Annotated in this window: 19 protein-coding genes; all 19 read right to left on the reverse strand. The window is 67.4% G+C overall.

All coding sequences use genetic code 11. The features are described 5' to 3' along the window. Positions 1-19 precede the first annotated feature (19 nt). The 19 genes from C7C57_RS08365 to pyrF all read right to left on the reverse strand — a co-directional run bounded on the left by C7C57_RS08365 (position 20) and on the right by pyrF (position 22,671). Positions 20-283, reverse strand: coding sequence for a phosphoribosyl-ATP diphosphatase (locus C7C57_RS08365; protein ID WP_187976083.1), 264 nt, complete (start codon positions 281-283; stop codon positions 20-22). A gap of 104 nt (positions 284-387) precedes the next feature. Next, positions 388-1,341, reverse strand: a complete 954-nt coding sequence (locus C7C57_RS08370; RefSeq protein ID WP_187976084.1) for a GNAT family N-acetyltransferase — start codon at positions 1,339-1,341, stop codon at positions 388-390. Between the two features lie 111 nt (positions 1,342-1,452). After that, the gene (gene rpe, locus C7C57_RS08375; protein WP_187976085.1) at positions 1,453-2,115 is read right to left on the reverse strand and encodes a ribulose-phosphate 3-epimerase; all 663 of its coding nucleotides are present in this window, start codon (positions 2,113-2,115) and stop codon (positions 1,453-1,455) included. Between the two features lie 74 nt (positions 2,116-2,189). Further along, entirely contained in the window at positions 2,190-3,308 is a 1,119-nt protein-coding gene (locus tag C7C57_RS08380) for an adenosine deaminase (protein WP_187976086.1), read from the reverse strand. Positions 3,309-3,402: 94 nt separating this feature from the next. Continuing rightward, positions 3,403-4,707: a thymidine phosphorylase gene (locus C7C57_RS08385; RefSeq protein WP_187976087.1), complete on the reverse strand. Its 1,305-nt coding sequence runs from the start codon at positions 4,705-4,707 to the stop codon at positions 3,403-3,405. Positions 4,708-4,818: 111 nt separating this feature from the next. Beyond that, positions 4,819-5,226, reverse strand: coding sequence for a cytidine deaminase (locus C7C57_RS08390; protein ID WP_030143489.1), 408 nt, complete (start codon positions 5,224-5,226; stop codon positions 4,819-4,821). 2 nt (positions 5,227-5,228) lie between these two features. Then, the gene (locus tag C7C57_RS08395) at positions 5,229-6,557 is read right to left on the reverse strand and encodes an ABC transporter permease (protein ID WP_187976088.1); all 1,329 of its coding nucleotides are present in this window, start codon (positions 6,555-6,557) and stop codon (positions 5,229-5,231) included. Continuing rightward, positions 6,554-8,050 carry an ABC transporter permease gene (locus C7C57_RS08400; RefSeq protein WP_255505635.1) on the reverse strand — a complete coding sequence of 499 codons (1,497 nt, stop codon included), beginning with the start codon at positions 8,048-8,050 and terminating at the stop codon, positions 6,554-6,556. Before C7C57_RS08400 ends, C7C57_RS08395 begins: the two co-directional genes overlap by 4 nt. Then, on the reverse strand, positions 8,047-9,582 hold the full coding sequence (locus C7C57_RS08405) for an ABC transporter ATP-binding protein (RefSeq protein WP_187976089.1): 1,536 nt from the start codon (positions 9,580-9,582) through the stop codon (positions 8,047-8,049). The genes C7C57_RS08400 and C7C57_RS08405 overlap by 4 nt, the downstream gene beginning before the upstream one ends. 128 nt (positions 9,583-9,710) lie before the next feature. Further along, complete coding sequence (locus C7C57_RS08410) at positions 9,711-10,793, reverse strand: BMP family protein (protein ID WP_187976090.1); 1,083 nt, start codon at positions 10,791-10,793, stop codon at positions 9,711-9,713. A 403-nt stretch (positions 10,794-11,196) separates the two neighbouring features. Next, positions 11,197-13,335, reverse strand: coding sequence for an immunoglobulin domain-containing protein (locus C7C57_RS08415; protein WP_187976091.1), 2,139 nt, complete (start codon positions 13,333-13,335; stop codon positions 11,197-11,199). Positions 13,336-13,422: 87 nt separating this feature from the next. After that, positions 13,423-15,024, reverse strand: a complete 1,602-nt coding sequence (locus C7C57_RS08420; protein WP_187976092.1) for an RsmB/NOP family class I SAM-dependent RNA methyltransferase — start codon at positions 15,022-15,024, stop codon at positions 13,423-13,425. Further along, on the reverse strand, positions 15,021-15,986 hold the full coding sequence (gene fmt, locus C7C57_RS08425; protein WP_187976093.1) for a methionyl-tRNA formyltransferase: 966 nt from the start codon (positions 15,984-15,986) through the stop codon (positions 15,021-15,023). Before fmt ends, C7C57_RS08420 begins: the two co-directional genes overlap by 4 nt. Before the next feature lie 48 nt (positions 15,987-16,034). Next, the gene (locus tag C7C57_RS08430; RefSeq protein WP_187976094.1) at positions 16,035-18,038 is read right to left on the reverse strand and encodes a primosomal protein N'; all 2,004 of its coding nucleotides are present in this window, start codon (positions 18,036-18,038) and stop codon (positions 16,035-16,037) included. Next, entirely contained in the window at positions 18,039-19,232 is a 1,194-nt protein-coding gene (metK, locus tag C7C57_RS08435; RefSeq protein ID WP_187976095.1) for a methionine adenosyltransferase, read from the reverse strand. It abuts the gene before it with no gap. 56 nt (positions 19,233-19,288) lie between these two features. Then, positions 19,289-20,491, reverse strand: a complete 1,203-nt coding sequence (coaBC, locus tag C7C57_RS08440) for a bifunctional phosphopantothenoylcysteine decarboxylase/phosphopantothenate--cysteine ligase CoaBC (protein WP_187976096.1) — start codon at positions 20,489-20,491, stop codon at positions 19,289-19,291. Positions 20,492-20,501: 10 nt separating this feature from the next. Beyond that, on the reverse strand, positions 20,502-20,759 hold the full coding sequence (gene rpoZ, locus C7C57_RS08445) for a DNA-directed RNA polymerase subunit omega (protein ID WP_030143478.1): 258 nt from the start codon (positions 20,757-20,759) through the stop codon (positions 20,502-20,504). Positions 20,760-20,826: 67 nt separating this feature from the next. Continuing rightward, the gene (gmk, locus tag C7C57_RS08450) at positions 20,827-21,756 is read right to left on the reverse strand and encodes a guanylate kinase (RefSeq protein ID WP_187976097.1); all 930 of its coding nucleotides are present in this window, start codon (positions 21,754-21,756) and stop codon (positions 20,827-20,829) included. 81 nt (positions 21,757-21,837) lie between these two features. Then, positions 21,838-22,671, reverse strand: coding sequence for an orotidine-5'-phosphate decarboxylase (gene pyrF, locus C7C57_RS08455; RefSeq protein WP_255505833.1), 834 nt, complete (start codon positions 22,669-22,671; stop codon positions 21,838-21,840). Between the last annotated feature and the right edge of the window lie 53 nt (positions 22,672-22,724).

A 22,724-nucleotide genomic window follows, 5' to 3' on the forward strand; every position in this document is an offset into this window, starting at 1 on the left:
CGAGGGTGAAGCGGGGGCTTCACAGATGTCGATACACGTCCTCCAGGGTCAGACCCTTGGCGATCATCATCACCTGCAGGTGGTAAAGCAGCTGCGAGATTTCATCGGCAGCTTCCTCATTGCTCTGGAATTCGGCAGCCATCCATACCTCGGCGGCCTCCTCCACGATCTTCTTGCCGATGCCGTGAATGCCACGGTCCAGTTCGGCCACCGTCAACGAACCCTCGGGGCGCTCCTGCGCCTTTCGGGTCAGTTCGGTAAACAGGGTGTCGAAAGTCTTCACGTTCCTCACAGTACTAGGTTCGCGCCCTCCGCGAAGACCCGGGAGGGTGGATCCCGGCGAGAATATGCCCGGATTTCACGCACCTTCTCTCCCCGAGCACGCCCCTACGCGCCGGAAACTGCGGTTTTCCGCGGGTTTTTGTTCACCAGCGACCAGTATCCCAGGGCCGGATCCATTCCGGTGGCGACGTTCACCCGCACGATCCCGGTATTGTGCGCATCGTTATGGGTTCCCATCCGCCGTCCGGCCCGCCCCGCAGCCTCGGCCAACTCGGCGGCCTTGAGGAGTCGGGCAATGCCGCGCTGTCGATAGTCCGGATCCACCCCGGTGAAATCCGTGTACCACTCCCCCTCCTCACCCACCGGGTGAATGACGCCGAGCCCGGCGGGAGCGCCATCCACGCTGGCCACAAGGTAGACGGCGGTGCGGGCGAAGTGATGCTCGAAGCCGGTGGTGTCCACGGGCTGTCCGGCGATCGGACCCGGCAGCCCGATCGCGCAGCGCGCCATCACGGCGGCAATCAGCGGATACTCGGTGTCGATCGAGGCCACACGCACCGTGGCCGCGTTGGCGGTGGTGATCGATTCGGCCTCGGCGAGGAGTTCGGCGGCGCGACCCTCCAGCTCGAGAGACCAGCCCAGGTTGTGACGCACCAGCTCGAAGCCGCGTGCCTCGGCGAACCCGCGACCGGGTGCCGCGTCATCGCGGAGTGCGGAGGTCAGGGTGATCGTGGCACCCGCGGGGTGCGTGGCCAGGTCGGACATCAGTCGCCGATACAGGGCGGTTCCGATTCCCCGGAATCGATGGGCCGGATCCACCACCACGAGAGCCGAGGCGGCACCCGGCGTGGCATTTTCGGAGGTGATTTTGGCGGCGGCGATCATGACACCATCCGCTTCGGCCACCAGGGCGATACGCACCGGGGCCGGGGAGTTTTGCGCGAGGCGTTCGCGCAGCCGATCCCGATTATCCGAGGCGCTGGCCAGGGAGAGCAGGGCGATTGCCGCGTCCAGATCGGTGTCGATCAGCTCACGGATGGTGAATGAGGAAACGGTCATTTTGTGATCGTAAATCGCGGCCGTTGTGAGGAAACTGTGTATACCAACGTATTGGCATGCTCCCGGCGGGGCGATCGGGCGTAATCGCCACCACGCCCCACCGGGACCGGACTAGTGGCGGTGGGCGGCGGCCAGAACGCGCAGCGCGTCGATGGCCAGCGCGGGGCTGTCGGCACCGTAGACGGCGGAGCCGGCCACGAAGGTGTCGGCACCGGCCTCGGCGGCCTGGGCGATGGTGGACTCGGCGATGCCACCGTCCACCTGCAGCCACACGTTGGATCCGCGGCGCTTGGCCTCGGCCGACAGCGTCGCCAGCTTGGGCATCATGTCCGCCATGAACGACTGTCCACCAAATCCGGGCTCCACGGTCATGATGAGAATCTGGTCAAATTCGTCCAGGTGCTCAAGGTATGGCTCGATCGGGGTGCCGGGCTTGAGCGCGATCCCCGCGCGCGAGCCGATCTCCCGCAGGCGACGGGCCAGGGCGATCGGGTTCTCGGCGGCCTCGGCGTGGAAGGTGACCGAGGCGGCACCGATCTCGGCGTACTCGGGGGCCGCGCGGTCGGCATCGCTGATCATCAGGTGAATATCCAGCGGAACCGGCGACACATCCTGGATCCGGCGAACCATCTGCGGTCCGAAGGTCAGGTTGGGCACGAAGTGGTTATCCATCACATCGACGTGCACAAAATCGGCGTTGGCAATGCGCTCAAGGTCAGCCTGCATGTTCACAAAATCGGCTGAAAGAATACTCGGGTTGATCCGGACTGTCATGCCTCCAGCCTATCGCCTGAGACGCCGCACGCCCGCCCCCGGGTGTGGGGACGGGCGTGGCAAAATCGCGCGGGTTAGCCGCGGACGGCGTCGAAGCCCGCCTGAATCTGCTCAACCAGGTACTCGCGGTCCTCGAGCGGGAGGAACGCGCCGGCGGCGGCGTTGAGCTGGAAGGTCTCCAGGTCATCCAGGTCATACCCGAAGGTTTCCACCAGCAGGCCCAGTTCGCGGGTCAGCGAGGTGCCGCTCATGGTGCGGTTGTCCACGTTCACGCTGACGCGGAAGCCCAGCTGGTGCAGCATGTCGAACGGGTGGTCGGCCAGGTCCTCGCCCCAGGCGGCGATGGCACCGGTCTGCAGGTTCGAGGAGGGGCTCAGCTCGAGCACGATCTCGCGGTCCTTGACCCACTCGGACAGGCGTCCGATGTTCACGTAGACCTCGTCATCATCACTGCGCTCGACGGTGACGTCCTCGGCCAGGCGCACACCGTGGCCCAGGCGCAGCGCGCGGCCATCGATGATCGCCGAGGTGATCGACTCCAGACCGGCGGCCTCGCCGGCGTGCACGGTCACCGGGAAGAAGTTGGCAGCCAGGTAGTCGAATGCGGCGCGGTGACGCGAGGGCAGGAAGCCGTCCTCGGCCCCGGCGATGTCGAAACCGGAGACGCCGCGGTCGCGGTGACGCACGGCCAGCTCGGCGATCTCCAGCGCACGGTCGGCGTGACGCATCGCGGTGATCAGCTGACCCACCTCGATCTCCCGGCCGGACTCGCGCACCTCGGTGACGCCGTCTTCCAGCCCGGCCTGCACGGCCTCAACAACCTGGTCCAGGGTCAGGCCGCGGGTCAGGTGCTGCTCGGGGGCCCAGCGGATTTCGCCGTAGATGACGCCGTCGGCGGCCAGGTCCAGCACAAACTCGTGTGCGACCCGGCGCAGGCCGGCCTCGGTCTGCATCACGGCGGTGGAGAGGTCAAAGGTCTTCAGATAGTCAACCAGGTTGCCGGCGTTGCACTGGTCCAGGAACCACTGGGCAAGGTCGTCGGCGTTGTCGGCGGGGAGTTCAAGATCGATCTCACGGGCGAGATCGATGATGGTCTGGGGACGCAGGCCGCCGTCGAGGTGATCGTGCAGCGAAACCTTGGGCAGACGGGCCAGATCGACGCCATCAAGCGAGGGAATAGTAGTGTTAGTCACCCGCTCAGTCTAACGGGGGCACTCCCCCACATTTCGTGAAACACCGCGGGGTGAACGGGAACTTCCCCGTTCACCCCGCGAGTGTTACGACGCGCTATCCGATCTTCTCGGCGATCAGCGCCGGCGGGGTCCAGCCGGCGGCGTCGGCGGAGATTTCGAAGGCACCGTCGATCGCCTCAAGCGCGCGGGCGAAGCGGGCGGGCTCGTCGGCGGAGAGGGTGAAGAGCGGGTCGCCCACCTTCACGGTGTCGCCGGGCTTGGCGTGCAGGTCCACGCCGGCCGCGTGCTGCACCGGGTCCTGGGCGCGGGCGCGGCCGGCGCCGAGGCGCCAGGCGGCGATGCCGAAGGGCAGCGCGTCCTGCCGGGTCAGCACACCCGCGGTCTCGGCATACACGGTGTGGGTTTCCCGCGCCACGGGCAGGGCCGCATCCGGGTCGCCGCCCTGGCCGGCCACAAACGCCCGCCAGGTATCCATCGCCCGGCCATCGCGCAGCGCGGCCTCCACGTCGGCGTCGGGCTGACCGGCGAGGGTCAGCATCTCCTTGGCCAGCGCAATCGTCAGCTCCACGATGTCGGCGGGGCCGCCGCCGGCCAGTACCTCGATCGACTCGCGCACCTCGTTGGCGTTTCCGATCGCCAGGCCCAGCGGGGTATCCATTCGGGTCAGCAGCGCGGTGGTGTTCACGCCCGAGTCACGGCCGAGGTCCACCATGGTCTGGGCCAGCTCACGCGCGCGATCGAAGTCGCGCATGAATGCGCCGCCGCCGAACTTCACGTCCAGCACCAGCGAGGCGGTACCCTCGGCGATCTTCTTGGACATGATGCTCGAGGCGATCAGCGGGATCGAGTCCACGGTTCCGGTAATATCACGCAGCGCGTACAGCTTCTTATCGGCCGGGGCGAGGTCGGCGCCGGCGGCGCAGATCACGCCACCCACCTCGCGCAGCAGCCGGGTCATTTCCTCGGGTTCGAGGTCGGCCCGCCAGCCGGGGATCGCCTCGAGCTTGTCGAGGGTCCCGCCGGTGTGACCAAGGCCACGACCCGAGAGCTGCGGGACGGCCACGCCGAAGCTGGCCACCAGCGGCATCAGCGGCAGGGTGATCTTGTCCCCGACGCCCCCGGTCGAGTGCTTATCGGTGGTGACCTTACCCAGACCCTCGAAGCTCATCCGCTCCCCCGAGTTGATCATCGCGTGGGTGAGATCGCGAATCTCGGTGCGGTCCATCCCGTTCAGGAAGATCGCCATGGCCATCGCGGCCATCTGTTCCTGGCCCACATAGCCGCGGGTAAACGCGTCCACCAGCCAGTCGATCTGGGCGGTGCTCAGGGTGCCCGAATCTCGCTTCTGGCGAATCAGGTCTACCGCGTCGAAGGCCTCTACGGCGTTGTTGATGGTCATCTTCGCTCCTTTATTTGTGCCGACTATTTCGGCCCGGATGCCACACAGCGGCGACCCGATTGTGTCGGATCGCCGCTGGAGGCACTGTGAAATTGAGGTGAAACGGAGGGGCTACTCGCCCGCGTACTCGACCAGGGTGCGCGGCCCGAACGCATCGGGCAGCACCTCCTCGATGGTGCGAATCCCCGAGAGGGTGTTGAGCAGCATGCCCTCGGCGGAGTGCTCAAACAGCAGCTGCCGGCAGCGACCGCAGGGCATCAGTACCGCGCCGTTCCCATCCACACAGGCGAACGCGACAAGCTTGCCGCCGCCACCCATGATCAGGTCGGAAACCAGCGAGCACTCGGCACACAGGGTCACCCCATAGCTGGCGTTCTCGATGTTGCAACCGGAGACGATCCGGCCACCATCGGTGATCGCCGCGGCGCCCACCGGGAACTTCGAGTACGGGCTGTAGGAGCGCTCCATCGCCGCCACCGCGTGTGCGTGCAGGGCGTCCCAGTCAATAGCGTCGGACATGACTATCCCTTGATGTAGGGCTTGCCGGACGCAGCCGGGCCCACCGATTGGCCCACGAGACCGGCCACCGCCAGGATGGTCACCACGTAGGGCAGCATGAGCATGAACTCGCTGGGAACCGGGGATCCCACGGCCGCCAGCACGTTCTGCAGGTTCGAGGCGAACCCGAACAGCAGCGCGGCCAGGGTCGCGCGGATCGGGTCCCAGCGACCGAAGATCACGGCCGCGAGGGCGATGAATCCGGCACCGGCAACCATTTCCTTCTGGAACGAGCCCACCGACACCAGGGTGAAGTAGGCACCACCCAGACCGGCGATTGCACCGGCCAGCGAGACGTTCCAGAACCGGGTGCGAGCCACGTTGATACCCACGGTATCGGCGGCCTTGGGGTGCTCACCCACGGCGCGCAGGCGCAGACCCCAGCGGGTCTTGAACAGGCCGAGGAAGACCAGGGCCACCACCACGTACATGACGTAGACCAGGGCCGACTGGTTGAACAGCACCGGTCCGATGACCGGAATCTCGCTCAGGCCGGGGATGGCCACCGGGGACAGACGCGGCGCGGTGTTCAGCGTCGCGGCATCCTTGGTCAGCACCGAGGAGTACAGGAACGAGGTCAGGCCGGTGACCAGCACGTTCAGCACCACACCGACGATGACCTGGTCCACCAGGTACTTGATCGCGAAGGCGGCGAGCACAAAGCTCACCAGCACGCCGGCGACCATCGCCGCGAGCAGACCCACCCAGGGGCTGCCGGTCAGCGAGGCGACCATGGCCGAGCAGAACGCACCGGCCAGAAGCTGACCCTCGATGGCGACGTTGACCACACCCACACGCTCGGAGATCACGCCACCCATCGCACCGAAGATCAGCGGCACGCTGAGGCTCACGGTACCCAGCAGGAGGCCGGTCACCGGCACGTTGTTGCCCACCATGGCCCATGCCAGGAAGGCCACCATGAAGGCGACGGCGAAGACGATGACCGAGGCGGTCACGATGATGCGACGGGTGCGCGGGATCAGCGTTCCGGTCTTGAGCGTTGCCCAGACCACCACCGCGGTCAGGATGATCAGCAGGACGGTCACGACCTGCCCGGTCAGGGCGGCATCGGTTTTCCAGGTCGGCAGGCTGATCAGGTCGTCCTTATTGGACCAGCGGAACCCGGTCTCACCGTGACGCGGGAACACCAGGAATAGCAGGATCGACACGAGGCCGAACACGCCCAGCGCGATTGCCGCCTTCCAGCTGCGCAGCTCCTTCTTCTCCAGAACCTCACTGATCGCGGCGTCGGCCGCGGGGGTCACGACCCCGTTGTTGTTGTGTGCGCTCATGCCGAGACCGCCTTAGAGTTGCGACGCAGCGGACGGCGCTTGAGCTTGCCGTCGGCCGAGGGGATGAAGAAGATGGCGCGGATCAGCGGCGGGGCGGCGATGAACAGCACGATGAGCGACTGAACCACTCCCACGATGTCCACCGAGACACCCTCGGCGGCCTGCATGGCGAACCCGCCGGCCTTGAAGGCACCAAAGAGGATACCGGCGGCGAAGATACCCCACGGACGCGAGCGTCCCAGCAGGGCCACGGTGATCGCATCGAATCCGATACCGGCGTCGATACCGGAGGTCATTCCATCCGGGGTCGTGCCGAGGATCTGCATCACACCGGCCAGACCAACCAGACCACCGGCGAGGGCCATCGCCCACATGTAGGTGGACTTGACATTGACACCGGCCACCAGCGCGGCGTTGGGGTTGGTACCCACCGCACGGAACCGGAACCCGGTGCTCGAGCGGTTCAGCAGCCACCACACACCCGCGGTCGCCAGGACCACGATGATGAAGCCGGCGTGCAGCTTGTAGTTGGGGCCGAGGATCGCCGGCAGAACCGCGGTCTCCAGCATCGGCGGCGACTTCGGGTTGACCGAACCCGGTGCCTGCAGCAGGCCCTGGGTGCGCAGCATGAAGGAGATCAGGTAGAAGGCGATGTAGTTGAGCATGATCGTCAGGATCACCTCGTGCGCGCCGGTGCGCGCCTTGAGGAATCCGACGATGCCACCCCAGATTGCGCCGGCCGCCAGACCCGCGAGGATCGCGACGGGCAGGTGGATCCACATCGGCATCGGGAAGGAGAATCCGACCCAGCCGGCGGCAGCGGCGGCCACCAGCATCTGGCCACGACCACCGATGTTGAACAGGCCCACGCGGAAGGCGAGGCCCACGCCCAGGCCGGCCGCGATCAGCGGGGTCGCGTAGGTCAGGGTGTCGGTCAGCGGACGAATGCCGCTGGCGAAGTCATCCCGACCGAAGTTGTAGATCGCGCCCTGGAACAGCGAGCTGTAGGCACCGGACACCGCGTTCCACACGGCACCGAAGAAGTCTCCGGGCTGGGCGAAGAAGTATCCGGCGGTTTCCTGGACTTCGCTGTTGGTCAGCGCGATCAGGATGCCGCCGATGATGAAGGAGACCAGCACGGCGAGGATCGTCAGGACGATCGGGCCGTTCATGATCTCGCGCAGCACGCGGTTGGTGGCCGGCTCATCGGCGGAGGGCTTGGCCTCCCCCTCGGCTACGGCCTTGGCCGCCGCCTTCTGCTGTGCCTTGGTCGCGGCCTTGGCCGCAGGAGCAGTTACCGGAGCCGAGGCTACGGGAGCGGAGGCCGCCTCGGAGGCGACCGGCTCGGTTTCGGTGGCGGCGAGGATTGCCTCCTCAACCTCCTCCACATGGTGCTGGTGTGCCTCGGCGCTCTCGGCTTCCTGACGACGGCGCTCGGCGCGCGTCGCGGGCTGCTCGGCCTCGTTTTCGGGGTTCATGGGCTCCTCGTTCACGCGGACACCTCGGCACTCGCGTCGGTTTCTTCGGCGTGACGTTCGCCGGCCATCATCAGGCCGAGAACCTCACGCGGGGTGTTCGCGGGCACGATGCCCACGATCTCGCCCCGATACATTACGGCGATGCGGTCGGCCAGGGCCACCACCTCATCCAGCTCGGTCGAGACCACGATCACCGGCACGCCAGCGTCACGGGTGGCAACCATCCGCTTGTGGACAAACTCGATCGAACCCACGTCGATGCCGCGGGTCGGCTGGGCGGCCACAAACAGGGCCAGGTCGCGGCTGAGCTCGCGGGCCAGCACAACCTTCTGCTGGTTACCACCGGACAGCTCGCTCGCAAACGAGTTGATGCTGCCCGAGCGAATGTCGAACTCGGTGCGCTTCTCGGTGGCGAAGGCATCGCGGAACTCGCGCTGCACGCTGCCGGCCTTCACGAAGGGGGCACCGGTCGAGCGGTCGAGCATCAGGTTTTCGGCGATCGTGAACTCGGCGATCAGGCCGTCCCGGTTGCGGTCCTCGGGGACAAAGCCCACGCCGGCATCCAGGATGCTGCGCACGCTGGCACCCAGGATCTCGCTGCCGTTCAGCGTGATGCTGCCGGACACCTTCTGCTGGAGGCCCAGCAGTGCCTCGGTGAGCTCGGTCTGACCGTTGCCCTGCACGCCGGCGATGGCGAGGATCTCGCCCTGACGCAGCGAGAAGGACACGTCGTTGACAACCTTGAGGCCGTTCTCGTCCAGGACCGTCAGGCCCGAGACCTTGAGCACCTCGTTGCCCGGCTTGGCGGGCTCCTTGTGCACGGTGAGGTCCACCGAGCGGCCCACCATGAGCGCGGCCAGCTCGGCGTTGCTCGCGGTCGGGTCCGCCTCGCCCACGATCTTGCCGAGGCGGATCACGGTGATGGCGTCGGCCACCTCGCGCACCTCGCGCAGCTTGTGGGTGATGAACACGATCGAGCGACCCTCGGCACGCAGCTGCTGCATGATCGCCATCAGCTCGTCGGTTTCCTGCGGGGTCAGCACGGCGGTGGGCTCATCGAAGACCAGCACGCGGGCATCCTGGGAGAGCGCCTTGATGATTTCCACACGCTGCTGCACACCAACCGGGAGGTCTCCCACTCGGGCGTCGGGGTCCACATCGAATCCGAAGCGTGCGGAGATATCGCGCACGCGGGCGCGCGCCTCCTTCATCTTGAGCACGCCGGCGAACCCGGCCTGCTCGTGACCCAGGATAACGTTCTCGGCGACGGTGAAGACCGGCACCAGCATGAAGTGCTGGTGCACCATGCCGATGCCGGCGCGCATGGCGTCACCGGGACCGGCAAACTGCTGAACCTCATCGTCCAGCAGGATTTCGCCACCATCGGCCTGATACAGACCGTAGAGCACGTTCATCAGGGTGGACTTGCCGGCGCCGTTTTCGCCCAGCAAGCAGTGAATCTGACCGGGCTCAACCACCAGGTTGATCCGGTCGTTTGCGGTAAAGGCACCAAATTTCTTGGTGATCCCGCGAAGTTCGAGTTTCATTCTGTCCTTCTCAGTACAGCGGGGTACAAAGCGAATTCGACCGGGGTCTGGTCGAATAACGGGGCACGCGTCCGGGGGAACGAATGGTGTTTCGCTCCCCCGGACGCGGCTGTACTACGTGCCGAAAATTACTTCTTCGGCGACGAGGGGGACTTCACGACGATCGAGCCGTCGATGATGCCCTTCTTGATGGTGTCCAGCTCGTCCTGCAGCTTGGGGTCAACCTTGCCGGCGAAGTCGTGGAACGGAGCCAGGCCAACACCGTTGTTCTCCAGGGTACCGATGTAGGCGGTGGCGTCGAACTTGCCCTTACCGGCCTGGGTCACGATGTCATTGGTTCCCGACTTCATCTGCTTCAGCACCGAGGTCAGGTACAGGTCCTTGTCGGCCGGAGCGGTCTCGTAGAGGTCCGCGTCCACACCAATCATGGCGACGTCCTTCTTGGAGTCCTTGATCGCGGTGATTGCGGACTGGAAGACCGGTCCGCCCACGGGCATGATGACGTCGACGTTCTGCTCGATCAGACCGGCGGCAACCTGCTTGGCGGTGTCGTTGGCGGCGAAGTCACCGGTGAACGAACCGTTCTGGGTGTCAACGTTCCAGCCGCGGACCTGAACGTCCTTGCCCTTCTGCTCGTTGAAGTACTTCACGCCATCGGCGAAGCCATCCATGAAGATGGTCACGGTCGGCAGCTGCATACCACCGAAGGTGCCGACAACGCCGGTCTTCGAGTAGGAGGCGGCGGTGTAGCCGGCGAGGAAGGAAGCCTCGGCGGTGTCATAGATCATGTGCTTGACGTTGGGCAGGTCAACCTGGTTGTCGTCAAGGGTCACGAAGTGGATCTTCGGGTTAGCGGTAGCGGCAACCTTGGTGGCGTCCGACAGCTTGAAACCAACACTGAAGATGATCGAGCAGTTCTGATCAACCAGGCTGGTCATGTTGGGTGCGTAGTCGTCGTCCTTGTCCGACTGCACTTCCTTGGGCTTGACACCCAGCTTCTTCGCGGCCTCAACCAGGCCCTCGTAGCTGGACTGGTTGAACGACTTGTCATCGAATCCACCGGAGTCGGAAACGATGCAGGGCAGGAACTTGCTGTCGGCAGCACCGCCCTCAGCAGGCTTGGTGGGTGCCTGGCCACAGCCAGCCAAAAGCGCGATAACGCCGAGCCCGGCGATACCGGCGGCGGCCGCCTTACGAACGGAAATAGTCACGGGTTAGACCTCCAGAATGCGTCCTCGCCGATCGCGAGGGTCTGTGCCAAACGTTACCTAATGTTTCGGGCCCCCGGGCCTTCCTCCGCGCGGCCGAAACACAAGTGTTACATCCGTGCTATGGACGGTGGGTAGCCGTGCGGCGAATTTTCGGGACTTTTGCGCGTTAAACCCTTAACGCGGCCTCATTGAACGAATCTGGGACATCTCGGCGTGTCGCCAGTTTATGAGCGCATCCACAGGCTCGATTCACGCGTTCGGTTCTCGGGACGGTCCCCGCGAGCGTTCGGGAACCCCTCTGCTCGCGGAAAGCACGACCCCGCGCCTCGAACCGAGTCGAGGCGCGGGGCGGGTGTCGCGGGATGCACGCGGGCTGTTCGATACCGCGAGCGGGACGATCGGGCTAGATCATGTCCCGACGCCGGGCGCGCAGAGCCATCACGGCTCCCAGAGCCAGAATCAGTCCGGCACCCCCGAGCGCAAGGAGCGGCGAGGCCCCGGTGTGAGCGAGTCCGCCGGCCTTCCCCTCCGGGTCACCCGGGGTGGTTCCGGCACCGGCCATGGAAGAGCCGGGGCCCGGGTGGACGTCGGTTCCGGGCGCAGCACTCGGAGCGGCGGTACCGGTCGGCGTCGTGGAGGGCTCGAGGCTCGGGTCCGTGCTCGGCTGCGGCGACGGTTCGGTAGACGGATCGGTTGACGGGTCCGGGTCGGGGACGGCCGCCAGCAGCGGCAGCGCGAGGGCCGCATCCAGGCTGCGGTCCCCCGGGGTCGCGCTGAGCAGCACCACCGAGTAGTCCACGCCGGGCTTCATTGTGCCCGCGGACGGACGCACCGAGCGGTCAAAGAACCCGTTGCGCAGGTTCCAGCCCGGCTCGATCTCGACCCTGGTGACCGCATCCTCGGCCAGGTAGTCCGCACCCCGTGCATTCCAGCTGGCGGTGGGGACGATGCCGTAAATCAGGTTGGTCTTGGGCGTCCCAAAACCGCCGCCGAGCACGTTGATGTCGTTGTTCTTGGTCACATCGAACCGGGTGCCCACGGGGTGGCTCTCCACGTTCAAACGCAGGGTGGGGGTGGTCGGGGCGGGGAGCACGGTGAAGTGGCCGATGCTGCTCACCACGTCGGGGCCGTGCCCGTTGCGGGCCAGAGTGCGGTACTGCGCGGCGTCCCAGTCGGCGGGCACGGCGTCCACGACCATCGAGCGCGACTCCAGCACACCGTCGCCGGGCAGGACGTTATTCCAGGTGGCCCCGCCGTCACGGCTGAGCTGCGGCACATAAACCGGGGTCGGATAGCCGGTGAAGCCCGAGGTGACAAACGTCTGGGACCCGGCGTAGACCACGCGGTCGCGCGGCTTGGAGTCCTCCCAGGGCAGCACGAGCGCCTGCACATCCACGAACGCGTCGGAGGTGGTCGCCGAGAGTGATCCCGCCTGCACGCTCAGGCGATAATAGGCGGCGTCGCCCACCTTGCGATTGGCCAGCACCAGGCTGGTGGCGGTGGCACCGTCGATGTCACTCCAGGGACCGCGCCAGCTATTCGCCCGCTGCCACTGATAGGTCATCGGGATGTTGGTGGTCGCCGCGGCGCTCAGGGTCACGGTATCGCCGGGCAGCGCCTGCACGCCGCTCGGCTGCTGGGTGATTTTGATCGGCTGAATGTCGGCATAGTCCGGCACTCCCCCGGCCAGGTTGACGGTCACGCCGTAGGGCACCTTCTTGGCATCCCCGGATCCACCGCTGGAGTGCCAGTAGGTGGTGAGGCCCGACCGGTAGTGGAAGTCCACCATGTCCGTGGGCCAGGATCCCCAGCCGGTCGGGTTCGCGGCCTTGGTTGCCGGGGAGATCGCCGAGTCCGTACTGCGCGGGGACGCCGGGTTTTTCGGGTCGGTCAGCGGGAAGTAGTCGACGCCCGCATAGTGCGGGGTCGAGCGGATCTGATTGCCCGAGATGCTCACGTTATCCAGCTCCAGGATGACCGCGCCGGATCCGCCGGGATCGCCGGCCGAGCCGCCGAGGGTCGCCCGGATCACGCCGTGTCCGGAGGCATCCACGTCGAGCACGGGATCCTGGATATACCAGGGCACCAGGCCGCCGTAGGAGTAAATCGTGAATGCGCCGGTCCAGGCGATATGCGCCTCGCCGGTCGCGGTGTTGTGCTGGCCGGTACCGGCGGTGAACAGCGCACGCTGGCGCGAGTCATCGCCAACCATCGGCAGGCAGCGATTGTCACGGGTGACCTTCAGTGCATCGCCGTTTGCCGCACGCTTGAGCAGGGTTACGTTGCCCTCGGTGGTGCGGTAGTCGGCGTCGGTGCCGTCGGCGATGCCCGCGACGAAATACGAGCAGGCACCGCTGTTGCTGGTGCCCTGAGAGACGGCATTGACGCCCCACTCGAAGGTTGCGGTGGTGATCAGGGTTTCCTCGCCGGGGGCGGCGAGGGCCGAGGTGGCGGGTGCCAGGACGACACCCGCGCCTCCGGCAAACAGCGCGAGGGCAACGCCGGCGGCGCTCCACGCGGAGAGTGTACGAGAAATTGGCACGGTAACTTCCGGGTCAAATAACGGGGGACGGTTAAGCGTAGCCTAACCTAACCCCGTTAATCGACCCGGGACAATACCGAGTGGCCGCTAGGCGGTGACGGACTCCCCCACGCGGAACAGCGCGATGAACATCGCGTCGGTGCCGTGGCGGTGCGGCCAGAGCTGCACGGTGGATCCATCCCCCACGACCAGCCCTTCGCCGAGATCCAGCGGGGTGTTGGTCACGCCGTTGAGCAGCGCCTGGGTGTCCAGCAGCGTGACATCCGGGTGACGGCGCAGGATCTCGGTCACCACACCGCGGGTTTCGGCGATGTGCGGCGAGCAGGTCACGTAGGCCAGCAGGCCGCCGGGCTTGGTCCCGGCCACCGCGGAATTCACCAGGTCCAGCTGGATCACGCCGAGCTCGGCGAGGTCCTTGGGGGTCTTGCGCCAACGCGCCTCGGGACGACGACGCAGCGCGCCGAGTCCGGTACACGGGGCATCCACCAGGATGCGATCGAAGCCCCGCGGGTGACGCTCGCCCCAGTCGCGCGCGTCCGAACGGCTGACCTCAACCTCTTCGGGCAGCACCGAGAGGGCGCGGCGCACCAGGTCGGCGCGGGCGGGCACCACCTCGTTGGCCACCAGGGTGGCCCCGGCGTTGAGCGCCTCGGTGGCCAGCAGCACGGCCTTGCCTCCGGGCCCGGCGCACAGGTCGCTCCAGGTTTCCCCGGCGGCGATTTCGCGTGTGCGGGTCAGGGTCAGGGCCGCGAGCTGGGAACCCTCATCCTGCACCCGGATCAACCCGGCGGCGGCACGGATCACGGCCTCGGGGTCTCCCCCGCCCAGCGTAAACGCCAGCGGCGAGTAGGCGGCGGGCTCGGCCTCGGCGGGCTTCTCGACCCGCTCGGGCAGCGCGATGTAGGTGACCTTCGGGGCCTCGTTATCGGCGGCCAGGGCCGCCTCAAGCTCGTCGACCCGGCCCTCGGCGCGCAGCGACTGGCGCAGCGCACGCACGATCCACTCGGGGTGCGAGTGCAGCAGGCTCAGGCGCTCATCCTCGCTGGTGGCCGAGGCGGCCACGCGCTCACGCCACTCCTCGGGCGAGGTGCGAGTGATACCGCGCAGCACGCCGTTCACAAACCCGGTCGAGGAGCGCGAACCGACCTCGCGAGCCAGCGACACCGACTCGTTGACCGCCGCGTGGGCGGCGACCCGGGTACCGAGAATCTGGTGCACCCCCAGGCGCAGGACGTCGAGGATTTCGGGATCGATCTGGTCGGCGGCGCGGTTGGCCGCGAGCTCGATCACCCGGTCGTAGTAGCCGCGCAGGCGCAGGCTGCCGTAGCAGAGTTCGGTGGCGAGGCCCGCGTCGGCCGAGCTGAGGGCCGCGCGGCGGATCGCCACGGGCAGCAGCAGGTTGGCATACGCGTCATCCGAACGCACGGCCACGATCACGTCATAGGCGACCCGGCGGGCGGGCTGGACGGCGTCCCCGGCGCGCTCATTCGCGGCGGGGGCGTGCCCGGGGCGACGCTGGCCGGCACCGCGGGGTCCCCGACGCTCGCCGGAACCGTTGCCGCCCTCACCCGCGCGGGTGGGTTTGCCGGAGTTCGGACCGCGGCGGGCGGGTCCGGTGCCGCGGGGTCCGCGTCGCTCGGGGCCGCGGCCCTCGGGGGTGGAGCCTGGGCGTCCGTCGTACTCGCTCATCGGGTTTCCCCCTCGGTAGAAGTGGTTGCAGAAAGGTCTGAGGAAAGCGCTGCGCGCGGGGTGGGATCGGCACCGAGGCCGCGCCACCAGGAGCCCGCGTCCATCGCCTGCTTCCCGGCGGGCTGAACCCGCAGCAGTTCCAGGGCCCCGTCGAGAGTCCCCACCAGCACGCGCTTGCCCACCAGGCGGATTACTCCGGCCTCCAGATCGGTTTCGGTGGCGCGGGCCGCGCGCAGGATCTTGAAGCGTGCGCCATCCACCAGGGTGTAGGCACCGGGCTCGGGAGTGACCCCGCGATAGCGGTTGTAAAGCTCGTGCGCCGGAGTATCGAAGGTCAGCAGCGCATCGTCCAGGCCGAGCTTGCCGGCAAAGCTCGGCTCACCCTGCTGGACCGCGGAGGTCGCGCTACCGTCGGCGATGGCATCAACCGTGCGTGCCAGCTGGGCGGCGCCGGTCTCGGCGAGGGCCGCCAGCAGCTCCCCGGCGGTGATGTCGGGATCCACCGGCTGCGTCTCGCTGGAGATGATCTCGCCCGCGTCGAGCTCTGCGACGAGTTTAAAGATGTCGGTGCCGATCTCGGTATCGCCGTTGATCAGCGCATGCTGCACCGGTGCCGCCCCACGCCAGGCGGGGAGGCGGGAGAAGTGCAGGTTGATCCACCCGTGTGTGGGAGCGGACAACAGAGGCTCGCGGATCAGGCCACCATAGGCCACCACGACACCGAGGTCGGCCTCGATCTGCGCCAGGGCCTCCCCGGTTTCGCCGCCCAGGCGGGCGGCGCGGGTGGTTGGAACCCCGGCTTCCTCGGCCAGGGCCGCAACTGGTGAGGGGGTCAGGACGCGCTTGCGTCCAAGCGGAGCATCCGGTCGGGTCACCACGTGCACCACCTCGTGGGGTCCCTCCAGCAGAGCCTTCAGGCTCGGCAGGGCCACCTCGGGGGTGCCGGCGAAAATGATCTTCACGGTAAAAACTCCTGATTTAGTTCACGCATCGGGGCTCGATCCGGGCGGCTAAAGCCTGATCTCCGGGTCATCGAACCGAACCTTAAGTGTAGGGGCCGCGCGGCCCGGACGCGCACCCGCGCGCGGTGCGCGGCGTTTTGTCGCGTACTCGATGACCGCGGCGCGCAGCTCCTTGGCCACCCGGGCACCCGCCGCATAGTCGAACCGCACCACCGCGCGGGATTCACCGGTGGGGCGTCCGGTCTCCTCCAGGATCACCGGAACCGGCCCCAGAATGTCCCCCGCGGGCAGGCCCTCCAGGCTCGTGAGCACCTCGCCGATCGCGTCGGTCTGGCCCGTGATCGTGGCCAGGCGCACGGCGGGCGGGAAGCGCAGCGCGCGACGGTCATTGAGCTCGGCGCTGGCAAACTCCGCCTGGTTCCAGGTCGCGAAGGCACGGGCGAGCTCCCCGCCCACCCCGACCAGCAGCACCTGTGCCCCGGGCGCGGCGAGGGCCGCCGCATGGGACCACCAGCGCAGGCAGTCCGAGGCGATGGTCAGCGACTCGGCGGCGAGCATCCGATCCCCGTCCAGCAGCAGCACCGCGCGGTAGCCGCCGTGGGCGATGGGTTCGGCACCACGGGTAGCCACGATCAGCGCCGGGCGATCCGGGACCGTGAGCACGGTCTTCTCCCCGTCGGCGACGATCACCGTGGTCGCCGGGAATGCGCGCCCCAGCTCCTCGGCCGTGCGTCCGGTCCCCCGGGTCACCAGGCGGAACTCGGTGCCCTCGCAGGTCGCGCACACCCAGCCGGCGGCCAGGTGACCACACAGCGCACAGGCAGGCGTCGCCCCGCGCGAGGGAATACCCAGCGGACCGTGGCACGCGGTACAGCGCGCCGCGTCCCCGCAGCGCTTGCACGAGAGCATCGGCGCATATCCCGGACGCGAGACCTGCACCAGCACCGGTCCCTCGCGCACCGAATCGGCGATCGCCTTCCATGCCGCCGAGGGAATACGCGCGGCGGCGGCCGGTCCCTCACCCTGATCCTGCTGCTCGGTGACGATGATCTTGGGGCGCTGGCGCGGCTGAGGATCCAGCGGGCGAATAAAGCCCATCTCGACCAGGCGCTGGGTCTCGACGCTGCGCGAGTGCGCGGCAAACACCAGCGCCGCCCCCGATTGTTCCTGCCGGATCAGCGCCGCGTCCCGGGCGTGCACGTAGGGGGCCAGCGGTTCGGCGTGCAGCGGGTCGCCGTCGTTCCAGAGGGCGATTAGGCCCAGGTTGTGGGCGGGGGCGTACACCGCCGAGCGGTTGCCGATGATGATCCGCGGCCGTGGTTCCAGCGCCGCCAGGAACGCCCGATAGCGGTCGGGGTTGGGCTGCTTGGCATCCATCCGCAGGATATCCACGATCGGAACCCGCTCCTCGAGGGCGAGCAGCAGCTGGTCCAGGTCGCGGTAGTCGGGGACCACCAGGATCGCGCTCTCCCCCGCCGCATAGCGATCAAGCGCCGCCTCGGCCAGGGTGATCGCCCAGCGTCCAACCGGGGCCTCCTGCGGGCCGGGCAGCACGCCGGGCAGCGCGTCCAGCGCGATTCGCTCATGGGCCGCCAGGGCCTCGGCCAGGGCGTCCGGATACCCGGTAATCGGCACCGCCGAGACCTGCGGCGCCGGCGGCGCCACATCCGCACCCTGCTCCTCGTGCTCGGCGATCCAGGCGCGCTCCACGCGCACCTGACGTCCGGGCACCGCGAGGCGCAGGATTCCGTTGGCGGAGCCCGCGGCACGATCGGCCGCCCGCCGCGCGAGCGCCCACACCTCGGGGGTGAGCACCCGCGCCGGGGAGACGACCTCGCCGAGGTCACTGAGCTTGCCGGTGAATTCGGCGGCGCTGGTGACCTCGACGATATAGCCGGCGGCACCGTTCTTCAGCGACCGCCAGGGCACCACGACCCGCACCCCGGGCAGCGCGACATCGGCGAGTTCCGGCGGAATGCGGAAATCGAACGGATGGTCGAGTTGAGGCAGGGGCGAGTCGATCAGCACCCTGGCGATGCTGGCCGAGGTCATTTAGATTCCGGCGGCGCTTCGCAGATCGGCGACCCGGTCGAGCTTCTCCCAGGTGAAGTCGGGGAGCTCGCGGCCGAAGTGGCCGTAGGCGGCGGTCTGACGGTAGATCGGACGCAGCAGATCGAGGTCGCGCACGATCGCGCCGGGACGCAGGTCGAAGACCTCACGAATGGCCGCGACGATCTTCTCGTCGGGCACGTGGTTGGTGCCAAAGGTCTCGACGTACAGGCCCACCGGGGCGGCCTTGCCGATCGCGTAGGCGACCTGGACCTCAAGCTTCTCGGCGAAACCGGCGGCCACGGCGTTCTTGGCGACCCAGCGCATCGCGTAGGCGGCCGAGCGGTCCACCTTCGACGGGTCCTTACCGGAGAAGGCACCGCCGCCGTGACGGGAGGCTCCACCGTAGGTGTCGATGATGATCTTGCGGCCGGTGAGTCCGGCATCACCCATCGGTCCCCCGATCACGAAGCGACCGGTGGGGTTGATCAGGGTGTTACGGCCCGAGGTGTCGAGGTCGAGCTCGGCGAGCACCGGGTCGATGACCAGGGCCTCAACCTCGCGGCGCAGACGCTCGGTGGTCACCTCGTCGCGGTGCTGGGTCGAGAGCACCACGGTCTCCACGGTGCGCGGGATGATGCCCTCGTACCCGATGGTGACCTGGGTCTTGCCGTCGGGACGCAGGTAGTCCAGCTCCCCGCTCTTGCGCACCTCGGAGAGGCGCTCGGCGAGGCGGTGCGAGATCCAGCTGGGCAGCGGCATGTACTGCGGGGTTTCGGTGGTGGCGAACCCGAACATGATGCCCTGGTCGCCGGCGCCCTGCAGGTCCAGCGCGTCGGCGCTGGTGCCCTCGCGGGTCTCAAACGCGGTGTCCACGCCCTGGGCGATATCCGGGGACTGCGCGCCAATCGAGACGTTCACGCCACAGGAGGCGCCGTCAAAACCGGTCTCCGAGCTGTTGTAACCGATGCCCAGGATGACATCGCGCACGATGGCCGGGATCTCCACATACGCGGAGGTGGTGACCTCGCCGGCGACCTGGACCAGGCCGGTGGTGACCAGGGTTTCCACGGCCACGCGGGCGGTGGGGTCCTCGGTGATCAGGGCGTCGAGGATGGAGTCGGAGATCTGATCACAGATCTTATCGGGGTGCCCCTCCGTCACGGACTCGGAGGTAAACAGGCGCAGATCGGTCATGGTGATACTCCTCAAAGGTGCTGCGAGACTATAAAAATCGCGGTGGTTAACTCGGGCTATCCGGCGGTGATCGCGGTGAGGATGGCGTCGGCCACCTCGCGCTTCGAACCGGAAGCTTCCCCAACTATAGTGCCGGTGGCATCGAGGATGATGACCGTGTTACGGTCGGCGCCAAATCCGTCATTCCAGCCCACGGCGTTCAGGCACAGGAAGTCGCAGCCCTTGCGTGCGAGCTTGGCGCGGCCGAGCTCTAGGAGGTGTTCCCGGTCACGGGAGGTTTCGGCGGCAAACCCGACGATAATCTGCTCGGGACGCGCCAGCGGAACCAGCCCGGCCAGGATGTCCGGGTTCTTTTCCAGCTCCAGGGTGAGCGTGTCCCCACGCTCCTCCTTTTTGATTTTTGTTTCACTCACCTGCACCGGACGGTAATCGGCCACGGCGGCGGCCATGATCACGATGTCCGCGGCGGGCAGCGAGGTGTGCACCGCGCGCTGCAGCTCGGCGGCGGTCTGCACGCCGTGGCTCGGCACGTGATTCGGCAGTGCCTCATCGATCGAGGCGGTGATCAGTTCCACATCGGCCCCGCGCAGGTGGGCGGCGGTGGCCAGGGCAATGCCCTGCTTGCCACTGGAGCGGTTACCCAGGTAGCGCACCGGGTCTAGGGGTTCGCGGGTGCCACCCGCGGTGATCAGGATGCGACGACCGCGCAGGTCGCCGGCGGCATCGGGCACCAGGCCGAGGCCCGCATCCACGATGTCCTCCGGCTCGCTCATCCGTCCGGGACCGCTGTCGGTGCCGGTCAGCTGGCCACTCTCGGGGCCCACAACGTGGATCCCCCGCTCGCGCAGTGTCGCCACATTCGCCACCGTCGCCGGATTCTGCCACATCTCGGTATGCATCGCCGGGGCGACCAGCACCGGCGCACGCGTGGCCAGGATGGTGTTGCCCAGCAGGTCATCGGCGATACCCGCCGCCAGCTTGGCGAGGGTATTGGCGGTGGCCGGGGCGATGATCACCAGGTCGGCACGCTGGCCCAGGGCCACGTGACGCACCTCGGACACGTCGGTGTACAGATCGGTGGCCAGCGGCTGGCGCGAGATTGCCTCCCAGGTGGGCGCACCCACGAAGTTCAGCGCGTGCTCGGTCGCAATGACCTGAACACGGTGTCCCGCACGAACCAACAAACGGACGACACCGACTGCCTTATACGCAGCGATGCCGCCCGTTACCCCGACAACAATGTTGAGCGCGGAGGTCATTGGGAGATTGTTACTCGGCGATCGGCTTGATCGTGAGCTTGTCCTCGTTGATCTCGTGCATCGCGATCGACAGCGGCTTGTCTTCCATGGTCGAGTCGACCAGCGGACCAACGTTGTCAAACAGCGAACCCTCGTGCAGGTCGGTGTAGTAGTCGTTGATCTGACGGGCACGCTTGGAGGCGAAGATCACCAGAGCGTACTTGGACTCAACCTTGGTGAGCAGGTCGTCGATCGACGGATCGATAATTCCCTTGGGCTTTTCAACCATGTGGTTCACACTCCTCGTGTGGTTTACGCGGGGTTAGCGCGGTGGTGAACGGTGCGATGGGCGCGGATCAGCGCGCGGCGACACCGCGAAGCTGAATCAAGTCTACGACCTCGGCCGCCGCTTCGGCGACTTCACCGTTGACAATTTGATAATCGAACTCATCCGCGGCCGCCAATTCGGTGCGGGCGGTCTCCAGGCGGCGCGCCTGTTCCTCCGCGGATTCGGTGCCCCGACCGGTCAGTCGACGCACGAGTTCCTCCCAGCTCGGCGGGGCCAAAAAGACCAGCGCCGCCTCGGGCATGGCGTCCTTGACCTGGCGCGCCCCCTGGATGTCGATTTCCAGGATCACGCTGGTGCCGCGAGACAGGGCCTCGCGAACCGGGCCGCGCGGGGTGCCGTAGCGGTGCACGCCGTGCACGGTCGCGTACTCGAGCAGTTCGCTGCGCTCGATCAGCGAGTCGAACTCGGCGTTGTCCACGAAGTAGTAGTCCACGCCGTGGGTCTCCCCCGGACGCGGTTCGCGGGTGGTCGCCGAGATGGACAGCTGAACCTGCGGGTAGTTTTCGCGAATGTGACGCACCACGGTGCCCTTACCCACGGCGGTGGGTCCGGCGATCACCAGGAGCTTGCTGACCGGGTGACGACCAAGCGCCGCACGCTGGTGCAGGAACTCCTCCAGGCGCACACGCTGGTGACGGCCGAGTCCGCCCAGGCGCTTGGCCGGGGAAATGCTCAGCTCCTCCAGGATGCGACCGAGCTTGGTGCGACCGATGGCCGGGATGGCCAGTAGAAAGTCGGTGATCCGCAGTCGACCCTCGACACCTTCGGGCTCGGCGGTCGCGGCGGCCAGGACATCCAGCGGGCGACGAGCACCCGAGGCGATCTCGGCCTTCACGGCCGCGCGCGCACGACGGGCGGCCACGGCGGCACGCGACGCGGCGACGCGGTCTACCTCGGGCAGGTCACGGGTGACCGCCGAAGCCTCGGCGGCGCTCATGCTGACACCACCACGGTGGCGACCGCGGCGAACGCCACGAGAGACTGGGGGGCTACTCGGCGAGGCCGATGCGGGGTCGTACTAGGCACGGTCATACTCCACGGCGATTTCCTGGGTCATAGAAACAATTGCTCCCGTGATGTTACCTGGTCCGGCCGCAAGAACGCTGCGCGAAGCCGAAACAATCACACCGGGTGCCAGCGGGCCGTAAATTTCACGGGTATCCGCGAGGCGCGCACCCTGCGCACCGAAGCCCGGCGCGAGGATCGGCAGCGCCGGCTCGGGAGCTTCATCATATGACAGATCGAAGTCGGCCAGATTCAGGGTTGCACCAACAACCAGGCCCACGCCGCCGAAGGGGCCGGGCTCGGCGAGATTCCAGGCGGCAATCTCGTCCACGATCTGGCGGGATACCCGGCGTCCGGATTCCTCCACGCGGGCGCGCTGGATCGCGCGCCCCTCGGGGTTGGAGGTCGCGGCGAGAACAAACAGGCCCTTGCCACGCTCGCGGGCGAGTTCCATGGGCTTTCGGATCGAGCCGACGCCCTGGAAGGCGCTGATGGTCATCGCATCGGATTCCAGTGGGGATCCCTCGGCCATCCAGGACTGTCCGTAGGCCTCAACCGAGGTGCCCACGTCGCCGCGCTTGCAGTCGGCGATCACCAGGATGCCGGCGGCGCGGGCGGTCTGGATGATCTCCTCCAGCGCCGCATAGCCGGCCGAGCCGAAGCGCTCAAAGAACGCCACCTGCGGCTTGACGATCCCGGCACCACCCCGCACGGTGGCCTCGACCACGCGCAGGCCAAACTCGCGCACACCGGCGGCGCTGTCGCTAAGGCCCCACTCCTCCAGCAGGAAGGAGTGCGGGTCGATGCCCACGCACAGGCGGCCGCGGCTGGCAAACACTTCCGCCAGCCGCTGGCCGAAGCCGGTGCCGGTTGCCCCGGCGGCGAGGGTGCCCTCGCCGC

The organism is Mycetocola sp. JXN-3, assembly GCF_014522285.1.
GTDB lineage: Bacteria > Actinomycetota > Actinomycetes > Actinomycetales > Microbacteriaceae > Mycetocola > Mycetocola saprophilus.